Origin of the sequence: Priestia endophytica, assembly GCF_026790145.1 — a bacterium.
In the GTDB taxonomy this organism is placed as follows: Bacteria; Bacillota; Bacilli; order Bacillales; family Bacillaceae_H; genus Bacillus_I; species Bacillus_I endophytica_A.
Window position 1 is genome coordinate 1 of the sequence record NZ_JALAMS010000015.1, and the last position, 13,926, is coordinate 13,926.

A 13,926-nucleotide genomic window follows, 5' to 3' on the forward strand; every position below is an offset into this window, starting at 1 on the left:
TACTTGACAGGGGTAACTCCATATTGACGAACGGTCTTTTTATTGTAATGTTCCTTTTTTCAAAATAAAAAAAGCCAACTAGATTCCTAATTGACTCTTTTTATCATCTTTATACAAGTGAAAGCCATTCTGTTGAAGAAGGATCTTTCTTCCACTCTTTCAGTTTTTCTAAATCCTTTTCTGTGATGCTACCTTTTTCACGCGCTACCTCGATTAGAGTAGAATAGTTAGAAAGTGATTTTAACGTAACGTTCGCTTCTTTGAAAGCTTCTTCTGCTTTTGAAAGCTCGTAAGTGAAGATCGAAACAACTCCAAGTACTTCACAGCCTTGTTCTTCTAGTGCTTTCACAACTTTCAGGACGCTTCCGCCTGTTGAAATTAAGTCTTCTACAACAACAACTTTATCTCCTTTTGTCACTCGTCCTTCAATCTGATTTCCACGGCCGTGTTCTTTTACTTTGCTACGAACATAGCACATTGGTAGGCTAAGAACATCGCTAACAAATGCTGCATGTGGAATGCCTGCTGTTGCCGTACCTGCAATAACGTCCACTTCTTTGAAATTTTCTCGAATGAGACTCGCAAGCCCTTGTGCGATATCCTGACGCACTTCAGGATATGAAAGAGTGAGGCGATTGTCACAGTAAATCGGTGATTTAATCCCTGAAGCCCATGTAAATGGGTCGTTAGGTTGTAAACATACAGCTTCAATTGTTAATAAGTGTTGTGCAATTTTCTTTTTCATGATGTTATCCCTCTCCACTCTTTTTGAACTTTTCCATATGCTTTAACTGGATTTTCTGCTCTTGTAATTGAGCGTCCTACAACGATAAAGTTTGAGCCTTTTTCACGTGCAATAGCTGGTGTTGCAACGCGATGTTGATCATGAGCATTATCTCCTAAAAGGCGAATACCAGGCGTTACAGTAAGAAAATCAGGGCGAACAAGCTCATGAATTCTCTCTACTTCGTGAACAGAGCAAACAACTCCATCAAGTCCTGCTTCATTCGTTAGGCCTGCTAAATGTTCAACACTTTGCTGCAGTGAAACAGAACCAAGCTGTTCAGCTCTTACCATCTCATCTGTTGAGCTTGTAAGCTGTGTTACAGCAATACATTTTGGACGAGCTTTACCACTTCTTGTTCCAGCTTCAAGCCCTTCAAGCGCCCCTTCCATCATTGCTTTTCCACCTAGAGCATGAACATTGACTAGATCAACCTCAAGAGAAGCAAGAGAACTCATTGCTCTTTTGACGGTTACTGGGATATCATGAAGTTTTAAATCTAGAAAAATATGGTGTCCCATACTTTTAATTTCTTCGATCATTCTTGGTCCTTCTTTATAAAAAAGCTCCATTCCAACTTTTACATACAGTTTTTCATCCCCAAAAGGAGTTAAAAACGTATGAACTTCTTCTTTGTTTGGAAAATCAAGAGCTAAGATGAGCGAATCCTTCACGTTTCTTCCAACTCCTTCCGATGCATTCTTCAATATGTGAAAATCCATACTCTGAAAGTACTTCAGGCAATTCTTCAATAATTTGTGGACAAACGTATGGATCAACAAAGTTGGCTGTTCCAACCGCTACTGCACTTGCTCCAGCATATAAAAATTCTAAAACATCGCTTGCGTTTGTCACACCGCCCATACCGATAATTGGAATTGCAACTCTCTGACTTACTTCATACACCATGCGAATCGCTACAGGCTTAATGGAAGGACCAGAAAGTCCACCTGTTTTGTTCGCTAAAATCGGTTGTCCTGTTTTTAAATCAAGTCGCATGCCAAGCAGCGTGTTGATCATTGTTAATCCATCTGCTCCTGCTTTTTCAACAGCTAATGCCATCTCAACGATGTTCGTCACGTTTGGAGAAAGCTTAACGTAAACAGGAACTTCTGACACTTCTTTTACTTTTCTTGTTAATTCAGCTGCAAGCGTTGGATCAACACCGAATGTAATGCCTCCTGCTTTCACATTTGGGCAAGAAATATTAAGCTCTAACGCACGAACATTTTGGGCTTTAGAAATTTCTCTTGCAACAATCACATAATCTTCTTCTGTTGCTCCTGCTACGTTTGCAATAAGAGGTACATCGTACTGTTCAAGCCATTTTACTTTCTTTTCGATCACTTGCTCGAGCCCTGGATTTTGCAAACCGATGGCGTTTAACATCCCAGCAGGTGTTTCAGCAACACGCGGGGTCGGATTTCCAAATCTCGCTTGAGGTGTTGTTGCTTTAATCATAATCGCACCAAGCTGACTTAAATCATATAGTCCTGCATACTCTTCTCCAAATCCAAAGCAACCTGAAGCAGGCATAATAGGGTTTTTTAAATCTAAACCTGGCAATTTTGTTGAAAGCATGTTCATAGTAAAATCTCTCCCCCTTTAAAGACCGGACCATCACTGCACACTTTTTTATAATCTGTAGAGTTTTCACTTACTCGACAAACACATGCAAAACAAGCCCCAATGCCACAGCCCATTCTTTCCTCAAGTGAAAGATACACATCTTTGTGACCATGCTCCTCTTGCAAGGCTTTTAACATCATTGTTGGCCCGCACGAGAAGAGATGATCAAAATCTAAATTGTACTTTCTAATAACGTCTGTAACAAATCCCTTTTCACCGTAGGATCCATCAGCTGTTGCAATATACGTTGTTCCAAGCTCTGCAAATTCGCTTTCATAAAACACCGTTTCTCTATCTTGGAAACCAAGCACATGGATAACATTTATTCCTTTTGCTTTTAATTCTTTTGAAAGCTGATAAAGTGGTGGAACACCAATGCCACCGCCAACAAGCAAGGCTGTTTTCTTCAAAGCCATTTCTTTAATTTTAAAACCATTACCAAGAGGCCCTAATACATCAAGCGTTTCACCAACCATTTTTTTAGAAAGAAGCTCTGTTCCCATTCCTTCTGCCCGATAAATTAGCGTACATTCGTTTTTTTCTTTATTGATAGATGAAATGCTGATTGGACGGCGTAATAAAGGAAGGTAGGAATTGTTTACCCGAACATGAACGAACTGTCCAGGTTCGTTCATGTTACGGACAAGATCTCCTTTTAGCGTTAGTTCAAAGATGTTTTTAGCTATATTACGCTGTGAAACAATCGTCATATCACCTTTTTTATTCATGAAAGAACAGCCTCCTGTGCTTTTTCATTTTTGTTCATTGGTGCTGTTTGGAATCCCATTGATTCTAGTACTCTTAAAATAGCGTTCGCTGTATCAAGTGATGTTAAACATGGAATGCCATTTTCAACTGCTTCACGGCGAATGCGGAAGCCATCACGTGCTGGCTGTTTACCTTTTGTAAGAGTATTAACAACAATTTTCGCTTCACCGCTACGAATAAGTCCAAGCAGGTTTTCTTCATGTGATTGGCTAATTTTCTTCACAGCTTCAACTGGAATGTTTGCATTTTTAATGTTTTCTGCTGTTCCTTCTGTTGCATAAATTTTATAGCCAAGCGCATGGAAGCGACGAGCAAGCTCTAGTGCTTCTTCTTTATCACCGTCAGATACTGTCATAAGCACAGATCCATGCTGTTGGATATTCATTCCCGCTGCAATAAATCCTTTATAAAGAGCCTTTTCAAACGTTAAGTCTTTCCCCATTACTTCTCCTGTTGATTTCATCTCAGGTCCAAGCGTAATGTCAACGCGACGCAGTTTAGCGAAGGAGAAGACAGGAACTTTCACGTAAACTCCTTGTTTTACAGGGCATAATCCTGTTTCATAGCCAAGCTCTTTTAATGAAGCTCCAACAACAACTTTTGTTGCAATGTTTGCCATTGAAACATTCGTAATTTTGCTTAAGAATGGAACTGTACGGCTTGAGCGTGGATTGACTTCTAACACATACACATCACCTTTTGAGTAGACAAACTGAATGTTTAATAGACCGACAATGTTTAATCCTTTTGCAAGGCGAATCGTATAATCTACAATTTTATCTTGGATGTCCTGTGGTAATGTTTGCGGTGGGTATACAGCAATTGAGTCTCCTGAGTGAACGCCTGCACGCTCTACGTGTTCCATAATTCCTGGGATGACTACTGTTTCTCCATCAGAAATTGCGTCAACTTCGATTTCTTGACCTGTTAAATAGCGATCAATTAACACTGGATGATCTGGATGTGCTTTCACCGCATTTTCCATGTAGTATAAAAGTTCTTCTTCTTTATATACAATCTCCATTGCTCTTCCGCCAAGAACGTATGAAGGACGAACAAGCACTGGATAGCCGATTTCACGAGCAATATTTACAGCTTGCTCTGTTGATGTTGCCGTTTTGCCAAGTGGCTGTGGTACACCAAGACGTGCTAATGCTTTTTCGAACTTATCGCGGTCTTCCGCTGTGTCTAAGCTTTCAAGTGATGTTCCTAGAATCTTAACACCGCGTGCTTCAAGCTCTTCTGCAAGGTTAATCGCTGTTTGTCCACCAAACTGAACAACAACACCTTTTGGTTTTTCATGTTCAATAACGTGCATAACATCCTCAACTGTTAGTGGTTCAAAATACAGTTTGTCAGATGTACTAAAGTCTGTTGAGACCGTTTCTGGGTTGTTATTGACAATAATCGCTTCATATCCTGCTTCTTGGATAGCCCATACAGAGTGCACTGTTGCATAGTCAAATTCGATTCCTTGTCCGATACGAATTGGTCCTGATCCAAGCACAACAATACTTTCTTTTTCCGTTATTTCTGACTCGTTTTCTTCTTCGTACGTACCGTAGAAGTATGGTGTTTGTGATTCAAACTCTGCTGCACATGTATCTACTGTTTTATAGACTGGGAAAAGTTTGTTTTCTTTGCGGAACTCGTAGACGTCACGCTCACTCATGTCCCAAAGCTTCGCAATTTCTTTATCACTAAAGCCCATTTCTTTTGCTTTTTTCAATACTGTATAGTCTTTTTGGTTTTCTTGTACTTCTTTTTCGAACTTGATAATGTTCTCCATTTTCTTTAAGAAGAAAAGATCTATCATGCTAAACTCATGAATTTGATCGATTGTGTAGCCGCGGCGAAGTGCTTCTCCAACGTAGAACAAGCGCTCATCACCTGCCGTACAAATACGTTTTTCTAACAGTTCATTATCAATGTTTTCTGCTTCATTTAATGTAAGATGATAAACATTTGATTCAAGTGAACGCACAGCTTTTAGCAATGATTCTTCAAATGTGCGACCAATTGACATTACTTCACCAGTTGCTTTCATTTGCGTTCCAAGCTTACGGTTTGCTGATTCGAACTTATCAAATGGAAAGCGAGGAATTTTCGTTACAATATAGTCTAGTGCTGGTTCAAAGCATGCATATGTTCTTCCTGTTACAGGGTTTTTCATTTCAGCAAGTGTTAAGCCTACAGCAATTTTCGCTGCAAGTTTCGCAATTGGATAACCTGTTGCTTTAGACGCTAGCGCAGATGAACGGCTTACACGTGGGTTTACTTCAATGATGTAATAGTTAAAGCTATATGGATCAAGCGCAAGCTGAACGTTACAGCCTCCTTCAATTTTTAAAGCACGAATAATTTTTAGAGAAGCATTTCTTAGAAGCTGGTATTCTCTATCGCTTAACGTTTGACTTGGTGCTACTACAATAGAGTCTCCTGTATGAATTCCAACAGGATCGATGTTTTCCATGTTACAAACAACAATTGCATTATCGTTGCTGTCACGCATTACTTCATACTCTACCTCTTTAAAGCCTGCAATACTTTTCTCAAGAAGACACTGCGTAACAGGACTTAACTTCAATCCGCTTGTGACAATTTCGTTTAGTTCTTCGTCATTATGACAAATCCCTCCGCCTGTTCCACCAAGCGTGTATGCTGGACGCACAATAACAGGGAAACCTACGCTTTCAACAAACGTACGCGCTTCTTCCAGTGTGTGAATAATCTCACTATCTGGTACAGGTTCACCAAGCTCGTTCATAAGAGAACGGAATTGCTCACGATCTTCTGCTTGTTCAATTGCCTGTAAATTCGTTCCAAGCACTTCAACATCAAGCTCTTCTAGAATTCCTGCTTTTGATAATTCCATTGCAAGGTTTAAACCTGTTTGCCCCCCAAGCGTTGGGAGAATAGCATCTGGGCGTTCTTTACGTAAAATGGATGCTAGAAAGTCAAATGTAAGCGGCTCTAAGTATACTTTGTCAGCCATTTCTGTATCTGTCATAATTGTTGCTGGATTCGAGTTCACAAGAATAACGTTATAGCCTTCTTCTTTTAGAGCTAAACACGCCTGTGCTCCCGCATAGTCAAATTCTGCTGCTTGCCCGATGATGATTGGTCCTGATCCAATTACTAAGATTGTTTGAATGTCTACGCGTTTTGGCATGTAAGATTCCCCGCTTTCTTTTCTTCTTCCATCATTGTGATAAATTGTTCAAATAAGCTGTTTGCATCTTCAGGTCCTGGAGACGCTTCTGGGTGGAACTGAACTGTAAAAGCACGATATTTCGTATGTTTTAATCCTTCTACACTATCATCGTTTAGTGCAATGTGCGTAATTTCAAGATCTGTATTCTCTACACTTTCTTCTCGAACTGCATAGCCGTGGTTTTGAGAAGTGATCATCACTTGCTTTGTTTCAACATTTTGCACTGGGTGGTTCGCACCACGGTGACCGAATTTCATTTTTTCGGTATCTGCTCCACATGTTAAAGCAAAAAGCTGATGTCCAAGGCAGATTCCAAACAAAGGAATTTTCCCAAGTACTCCATTAATCATTTCCTGTGCTTCTGGTACATCTTTTGGATCTCCAGGTCCATTTGTTAGCATAATGCCGTCGGGATTTAAGCGTAAAATTTCTTCTGCTGTTGTGTTGTACGGTACAACGATAACATCACAGTGACGCTCTGTTAGCTCTCTTAAAATACCGTGCTTCATTCCAAAATCGACAACAACTACTTTAAAACCGCGACCAGGGCTTGGATATGGTTTCATTGTAGAAACCCGACTCACTTGATCCGTTGCAAAATCTGTTCCGCGAAGCGCTGCTGCTACTTCTTCTGGATTTTCATCCATTCCACAAATTTTCCCTTTCATTGCTCCAACCGTACGAATCTTACGTGTAAGCTTTCTTGTATCAATACCAGAAAGTCCTGGAATTCCTTTCTCTTCTAGGAACGTATGAAGTGAGTATTCACTGCGGAAGTTTGATGGAAAATCGCATGTTTCTTTAACGATAAATCCTTTCACAGCTGGTGTAATTGACTCAAAATCATCTCGGTTAATTCCATAGTTTCCTATCAACGGATATGTCATTGTAACGATTTGATCACAGTAAGAAGGATCTGAAAGAACTTCTTGATAGCCTGTCATTCCTGTGTTAAATACAACTTCCCCCATCATTTCTTTAGTGCTACCAAATCCTTCTCCAATAAATACTGTTCCATCTTCTAAAATTAACTGACGTTTCATACTGTTACACTCCCTTTTTCCCATACGCGTTTTCCTTTTGCAATTGTCATAACAGGCCATCCTTTACATGTCCAGTCTTTGAATGGTGTGTTGCGACCTTTTGATAAAAACTCATTTGGATCAATTTTTTCTTCTTCTGTTAAGTTCACAAGCGTAAGATCTGCTATTGCTCCTTCTTCTAATGTTCCATACGGTAAGTTAAAGACTGAAGCAACTTTTTCCGTCAAAAACTCAACAAGCTGTGCTAATGTTAGAACATTTTTTTCAACAAGGTTTGTATAAAGAAGCGGGAATGCTGTTTCAAGTCCTACAATACCAAACGGTGCACGCTCCATTCCAACGCTCTTTTCTTCTTCTGTATGTGGTGCATGATCTGTTGCGATGAAATCAATTGTTCCATCTAAAAGTCCTTCAATAAGAGCTTGTTGATCTTCTTTTGCTCGTAGTGGTGGGTTCATTTTAAATGATGTATCTTGTCCTTTAATATCGTCTTCACTTAGAAGAAGATGATGTGGCGTAACTTCTGCTGTTACGTTAATTCCTGCTTTTTTTGCATCGCGGATAACGCGAACAGATTCTTTTGTACTCACATGACAAACATGATAATGACAACCCGCCGCTTCTGCAAGAAGAACGTCTCTTGCAATATGTACGGCTTCACAAACGGATGGAATTCCGTTTAATCCTTGCTCACGAGAGTATTTCCCGTCATGAACAGAGCCTTTATAAATTAATGTATTATCTTCACAGTGCGCAACAATTGGAATGTTGAGTGCTGCTGCTTTTTTCATTGCTTCATACATCATGCCTGCAGATTGAACACCAACTCCGTCATCTGTTAGTGCAAATGCACCTGCTTCTTTTAGTCCTTCAAAATCTGTTAGTTCTTTTCCAGCTTGGCGAATTGTAATGGATCCGTACGGTAAAACACGGACATGTCCTTTTTCTTCAATACGATTAACAAGCCATGTCATTCCTTCTTTTGTATCTGGAACAGGTCTTGTATTTGGCATTGCTGCAACAGTTGTGAAGCCCCCTCTTGCTGCTGCAAGCGTTCCTGTCTCAATCGTTTCTTTATGCTCGCCGCCTGGCTCACGAAGGTGGATATGAGCATCAATGAATCCTGGTAAAAGAAGCTGACCTTTTCCATCAATAATTTCAGCAGCTTCGCTTGAAATATTTTTGCTCACCTTAACAATTTTGTTTTCTTCAATGAGAACTTCTTTTTCCTCTAGTTGACCGTTATTTGTTAGTACCTTTACGTTTTTAATGAGCAATTGCATATTTCATTCCCCTTTCAGTCATTTGTAAAGAACGCGCAAGCACGCTCATTCGAATATAGACGCCGTTTTCCATTTGTTTAAAAATACGTGAGCGCGAACATTCCACAAGCTCATCGGCGATTTCAACTCCTCTATTTACTGGAGCTGGATGCATAATAATGCTTCCTTTTTTCATGTGCTTTTCTCGCTCGATTGTTAGCCCGTATTGTTCATGGTAAGCACGTAGGTCTTCGTCCTTTTCATGTCTTTCAAGCTGAATGCGCAGAAGCATAACAACATCCGCTTTTTCAACTGCTTCATCAACTGTTACATATGTGCCTTCTAGTGAAGAATCTTTCCACTCTTCAGGCCCTGCTAGAAGAATGTTCGCTCCTAGTTTTCCTAATATTTCGACATTACTTCTTGCAACCCGGCTATGGCGTAAGTCACCTATGATGGCTACGTTCAGTCCTTCAAAAACGCCAAACTCCTCTTTAATTGTCATAAGATCAAGCAAACATTGGGTTGGATGCTGACCACATCCGTCTCCTGCATTTATGACCGGAATTGAAATCTTTCCGATGAGATCTTTGTAATACTCATCTTCTGTATGACGAATGACAACTGCTTCTACTCCAATAGATGATAAAGTTTGCACAGTGTCATAGAGAGTTTCGCCTTTTTGAACGCTTGACGTTGTTACATCAAATGGAATAACGTCGAGTCCTAGTCTTCTTTCCGCTACTTCAAAGCTTGATTTTGTGCGCGTGCTTGGTTCAAAAAATAAATTCGCAACGAATGTTTGCTTTGGAAGCTGTGTTACATACTTACCGTGTTTCATTTTCTCTGCATTTTCAAGAAGATCTAAAATTTCCTCAACTGATAAGTCAGCCATTGATACTAAATTCTTCATGTTTCTCCTCCTATTCTTTTGGAGGTGAGGAGGTTTGCTAACAAAACACCCTCTCCATTCACAAGGTTGTGTAAGGAAAGGGTGTTTTTAGGCTATAGCAAACCTACACACCCTTTTAAGTCTCACAGGACTTTAGTTTAAAAGGTGTAACTTTATACAATATTTTTTTCAATTTCAATAACTTCTGCTTGTTTTGCCTCTTGCTTTTTTTTCTCTTTTGGTAATACAAGGTTTAAAACAACTCCGCTGATCGCTGCAAGCGTCATCCCATCAAGCTCAAGCTGATGTGTAATTTTAAGCGTTGTGCCTCCAACCCCGATTACAAGGATAATAGATGAAATCACAAGGTTACGCTTATCACTTAAATCGACTTTCTTATCAATCATCATTTGCAATCCAGATGAAGTGATAATTCCAAAGAGTAAAATTGATACGCCTCCCATTACTGGTGATGGAATGCTTGAGATAAGAGCTGAAACCTTTCCAACGAATCCGAACAAGATTGCAATCACAGCTGCTCCTCCGATAACGAACACGCTAAACACTCTTGTAATCGCCAGCACGCCGATGTTTTCTCCATATGTTGTGCTTGGAGGTCCACCAATTAACCCAGCAATCATTGTTGCCACTCCATCTCCTAAGATTGAGCGATGAAGACCAGGCTTTTTGATAAAGTCTTTTTCAACTACTTTGTTCAGTACAAACAAGTGACCAATATGTTCTGACAGCGTCACAATCGCAATCGGAATCATGATAAGAGCCACATTCCAAGAAAATGAAGGTGTATAAGCTAGAAACGGGATAGAAAAGTCTGGCATCGCAATCCAACTGGCTTCTTGTACTTGTTTGAAATCAACCAAACCTTGTGTTAAAGCGAAGATATAGCCAACAGCAAGACCGATAAGAACCGGGATTAAGCCAAGAAAGCCTTTAAAGTATGTTGAAGCAATGACTGTCACTCCCAATGTGACAAGTGCTACAAGTAAAAACTTGCCGTTGTAGTTTCCATCGCTATCATTCATTGCCATATTCACCGCTGAGCCAGCCAAGCTAAGGCCGATTACCATAATTACTGGGCCTACAACAACAGGTGGTAAAAGCTTCATAATCCAATTTACGCCTGTTTTTTTAATAAGAAGAGCAACAATAGCATAAATTACACCAGCTAAAAATGTCCCAAACATCGCTCCTTGAATCCCGTCGCTTGCTTGAGCCGCAATGAGAGGCGCGATAAAGGCAAACGATGAACCAAGATATGCGGGAATTTGCCCTTTTGTGATAAGCAAAAATGTCAGTGTTCCAATTCCGCTTGAGATCAGCGCTATTGAAGGGCTTAGCCCAACAAGGAATGGTACAAGTACCGTTGCTCCAAACATCGCGAACAAATGCTGTAAGCTAAGGGGCAACCATTTGCTTAAAGGTGGTTTTTCCTGTACACCAATCGTTTGTTTTTTCATCTGTTTCTCTCCTTAAATAAAAAACCTCTTTACACCGGAGGGCATAAAGAGGCGATGATAGACGTATCCTATCACACCACCTTTATGAGCCTCACAGGACTCCGTTTAAAAGGAGGTTTTTTACGTTTATTATTTTTCCATAATTGTTACTTCATCAAGTTCGTCTACTTCTTTCAGCTTGACCGTTACTTTTTCACTCTTAGATGTTGGAATGTTCTTCCCAACATAGTCAGCGCGGATCGGAAGCTCTCTATGGCCTCGATCAGCGAGCACAGCAAGTTGAATTTGAGATGGTCGACCAATATCCACAAGTGCATCCATTGCAGCTCGCACTGTTCGACCTGTATAAAGGACATCGTCTACAACAACAACAGTCTTGTTTGACACTTCTACAGGAATGTCAGAACCTTTTACAAGCGGTTCATTTGTTTCTGTTGCTTTTGATAAATCATCACGGTAAAGAGTAATATCAAGCTCTCCTACTGGAATCGGCTTTCCTTCGATTTGTTCAATTCGTTCAGCAAGCCTATTTGCAAGGTAAATGCCTCGTGTTTTAATGCCAACAAGAACGCATTCTTGAATGCCTTTGTTTCTTTCAATAATTTCATGAGCAATACGTGTCAACGCTCTTCTGATTGCTTGCTCATCTAGTACATTTGCTTTAATTCCCACCTGCGTTCACCTCACTTCTTCATTCCATAAAAAAAGCATCCTCTTTGTCCGTGACTGAGAGGATGCCGGGTATAGTAAGCTTGCAGACGCCTGCTGCATCTGCGGTCCGTTTCCTTCTCAGCCTCACAGGACTGATGTTAAAGGGTCTTATTTAACTACTTAAGATTATGTCACCATTATAAGAGTTTGTCAACTTCTTTTTGCTAATAAATCAAGTAAGTCGCTGAACTCTTTAGGAAGCGGTGCTTCAAACTCTTTGTATTCTCCTGTACGTGGATGATCAAATCCTAAAATGCCCGCATGTAACGCTTGTCCATCAATATCAAGAGTCTTTTTTGGTCCGTATTTTGGATCTCCAGCAAGTGGGAAGCCAATATATTTCATATGAACACGAATTTGATGTGTACGACCTGTTTCAAGCTGACATTCTACAAAAGTGAAATCTTTAAATCTTTCGAGCACTTTAAAATGTGTAACAGCATCACGGCTGTTTTCATTTGTAACTGTCATGCTTTGACGATCTTTCTTATCACGACCAATTGGTGCGTCAATTGTGCCGTTTTCATGAGCAATTTCTCCATGAACAATTGCTTTATATCGTCTTGTTACCGTTTTAGCAACAAGCTGACTTACTAATGACTCGTGTGCTAAATCATTTTTAGCAACCATTAAAAGGCCTGACGTATCTTTATCAATGCGATGAACGATACCTGGGCGCATAACGCCATTAATACCTGAAAGGTCCTTACAATGAGCCATAAGCCCATTTACAAGCGTTCCTGATACATGACCAGGCGCAGGATGTACAACCATGCCACGCGGTTTATTTACAACAAGCACGTCTTCATCTTCATAATAAATATCTAAATCCATTTCTTCTGGAACAACATCAAGCGGCTCTGGCTCTGGAATTTCAATAACAATCGTATCATTTACTTTTACTTTGTAGTTTCCTTTAGCTTTGCTTTCATTTACTTTGACGTTTCCATCTTTAATCCACTGCTGAATTTGCGTTCTTGATCCTTCAATCGAAGAAGAAAGTACTTTATCAAGCCTTTGTCCTGCTTGACTTTCTTCCATACTTAACGTAATAACTTCCATTTATTTTGACTCCTTTTTTCCATCAAATAAAGTAAACACACATACAAGAATAACCCCTATCACAAGTGCAGAATCTGCAATGTTGAAGATTGGATAGTTGTAAGAAAAAATGTATGTATCAATAAAATCGACAACTTCTTTACGTACGAGACGGTCGATAAAGTTTCCAATAGCTCCTCCAAGCATAAAAGCAAGTGCTACTTTAAGACGCGCTTCTTTTTTGCCTAGTTTTTGTATATAAACAATGATTGCTCCAATCACGATAATCGTGATGAGGTAAAAAAACCACATCTTCCCTTCTAGTATTCCCCATGCTGCTCCTCTATTGCGATGGGATGTAATGTAAAAGAAATTTTCAATTACCGTAATGCTTTCTCCATACTCCATTTTTTGAACGACAATCCATTTTGTTAATTGATCAAGCGCAATAACAAATAGAGCAATCAAATAATACCACACAGCCGCTCCTCCTTCTCTAGTTACCTTTTCACCCTTCCTAAAAATAAGAAGAACCCTACTTCAAACGATAGGGAAAAAGGAAAAGGCTTTTCTCTGCCAGTATTTTGACGAATTTATTACCATTATGAATTTTAGCACAAGTTGGCCTCTATTTGAAATTCAAATTTAAAAGTGACCTTTTTTAACCCATAAAAAAAAGTTAGAAGCTTAAGTGCTACTTCTAACTCTTTTATCGCCATTTTAATGATATATAATTTCTTCCTCCGTGCGGGCCGTTGGCAGAGCTGAAAGCTTATGATAAGGAATTTGTGCCCCTGTGCTCTCATCAACACCAAAAACACCAATTTCCAACTTTAAAAGCGCTCGTTCAACATCATCTAAATCATCTTGGATATACTGTCTAACTTGTGGGTTCGTACTAGCGGTATTTCGGTATAAACTCTGCCTAAGCTCATCACGCATTACAAGTAATTCATGTCTAATGCTCTCATACATGCTATCCCCCATCCCTGCTGTTAAAGTTGTTGTTAAGAGTAGTTATAGTGTGACCGGTTGGGACGTAAAATGTGCAACACAACTTTTTCCTTAAAGACAGTAAAAAAAGCCTTTTATCCATAAAAAAAC

General features: G+C 39.8%; 13 protein-coding genes. All 13 read right to left on the reverse strand.

Annotation, left to right across the window (positions count from 1 at the left end; all coding sequences use genetic code 11):
• Positions 1-109: 109 nt before the first annotated feature.
• The 13 genes from pyrE to MOC86_RS11970 all read right to left on the reverse strand — a co-directional run bounded on the left by pyrE (position 110) and on the right by MOC86_RS11970 (position 13,797).
• Positions 110-745 (reverse strand): orotate phosphoribosyltransferase, encoded by a 636-nt coding sequence (pyrE, locus tag MOC86_RS11910; RefSeq protein ID WP_268584417.1) that lies wholly within the window; start codon positions 743-745, stop codon positions 110-112.
• Positions 742-1,458, reverse strand: a complete 717-nt coding sequence (pyrF, locus tag MOC86_RS11915; RefSeq protein ID WP_268584418.1) for an orotidine-5'-phosphate decarboxylase — start codon at positions 1,456-1,458, stop codon at positions 742-744. Before pyrF ends, pyrE begins: the two co-directional genes overlap by 4 nt.
• The gene (locus MOC86_RS11920; RefSeq protein WP_326847729.1) at positions 1,430-2,365 is read right to left on the reverse strand and encodes a dihydroorotate dehydrogenase; all 936 of its coding nucleotides are present in this window, start codon (positions 2,363-2,365) and stop codon (positions 1,430-1,432) included. Before MOC86_RS11920 ends, pyrF begins: the two co-directional genes overlap by 29 nt.
• Positions 2,366-2,367: 2 nt before the next feature.
• Entirely contained in the window at positions 2,368-3,141 is a 774-nt protein-coding gene (locus MOC86_RS11925) for a dihydroorotate dehydrogenase electron transfer subunit (RefSeq protein ID WP_040056687.1), read from the reverse strand.
• The gene (gene carB / locus MOC86_RS11930) at positions 3,138-6,353 is read right to left on the reverse strand and encodes a carbamoyl-phosphate synthase large subunit (protein WP_268584420.1); all 3,216 of its coding nucleotides are present in this window, start codon (positions 6,351-6,353) and stop codon (positions 3,138-3,140) included. Before carB ends, MOC86_RS11925 begins: the two co-directional genes overlap by 4 nt.
• Positions 6,338-7,438: a carbamoyl phosphate synthase small subunit gene (locus tag MOC86_RS11935; RefSeq protein WP_268584421.1), complete on the reverse strand. Its 1,101-nt coding sequence runs from the start codon at positions 7,436-7,438 to the stop codon at positions 6,338-6,340. The genes carB and MOC86_RS11935 overlap by 16 nt, the downstream gene beginning before the upstream one ends.
• Entirely contained in the window at positions 7,435-8,721 is a 1,287-nt protein-coding gene (locus tag MOC86_RS11940) for a dihydroorotase (protein WP_268584422.1), read from the reverse strand. The genes MOC86_RS11935 and MOC86_RS11940 overlap by 4 nt, the downstream gene beginning before the upstream one ends.
• On the reverse strand, positions 8,705-9,613 hold the full coding sequence (locus MOC86_RS11945) for an aspartate carbamoyltransferase catalytic subunit (RefSeq protein WP_268584423.1): 909 nt from the start codon (positions 9,611-9,613) through the stop codon (positions 8,705-8,707). Before MOC86_RS11945 ends, MOC86_RS11940 begins: the two co-directional genes overlap by 17 nt.
• Before the next feature lie 152 nt (positions 9,614-9,765).
• Entirely contained in the window at positions 9,766-11,070 is a 1,305-nt protein-coding gene (gene uraA, locus MOC86_RS11950) for a uracil permease (protein WP_268584424.1), read from the reverse strand.
• A gap of 129 nt (positions 11,071-11,199) precedes the next feature.
• Complete coding sequence (gene pyrR, locus MOC86_RS11955) at positions 11,200-11,742, reverse strand: bifunctional pyr operon transcriptional regulator/uracil phosphoribosyltransferase PyrR (protein ID WP_019391747.1); 543 nt, start codon at positions 11,740-11,742, stop codon at positions 11,200-11,202.
• A gap of 189 nt (positions 11,743-11,931) precedes the next feature.
• Positions 11,932-12,843 carry an RluA family pseudouridine synthase gene (locus MOC86_RS11960; protein ID WP_268584425.1) on the reverse strand — a complete coding sequence of 304 codons (912 nt, stop codon included), beginning with the start codon at positions 12,841-12,843 and terminating at the stop codon, positions 11,932-11,934.
• Entirely contained in the window at positions 12,844-13,302 is a 459-nt protein-coding gene (gene lspA, locus MOC86_RS11965; RefSeq protein ID WP_124049430.1) for a signal peptidase II, read from the reverse strand.
• Positions 13,303-13,542: 240 nt separating this feature from the next.
• Entirely contained in the window at positions 13,543-13,797 is a 255-nt protein-coding gene (locus MOC86_RS11970; RefSeq protein WP_040056691.1) for a hypothetical protein, read from the reverse strand.
• Between the last annotated feature and the right edge of the window lie 129 nt (positions 13,798-13,926).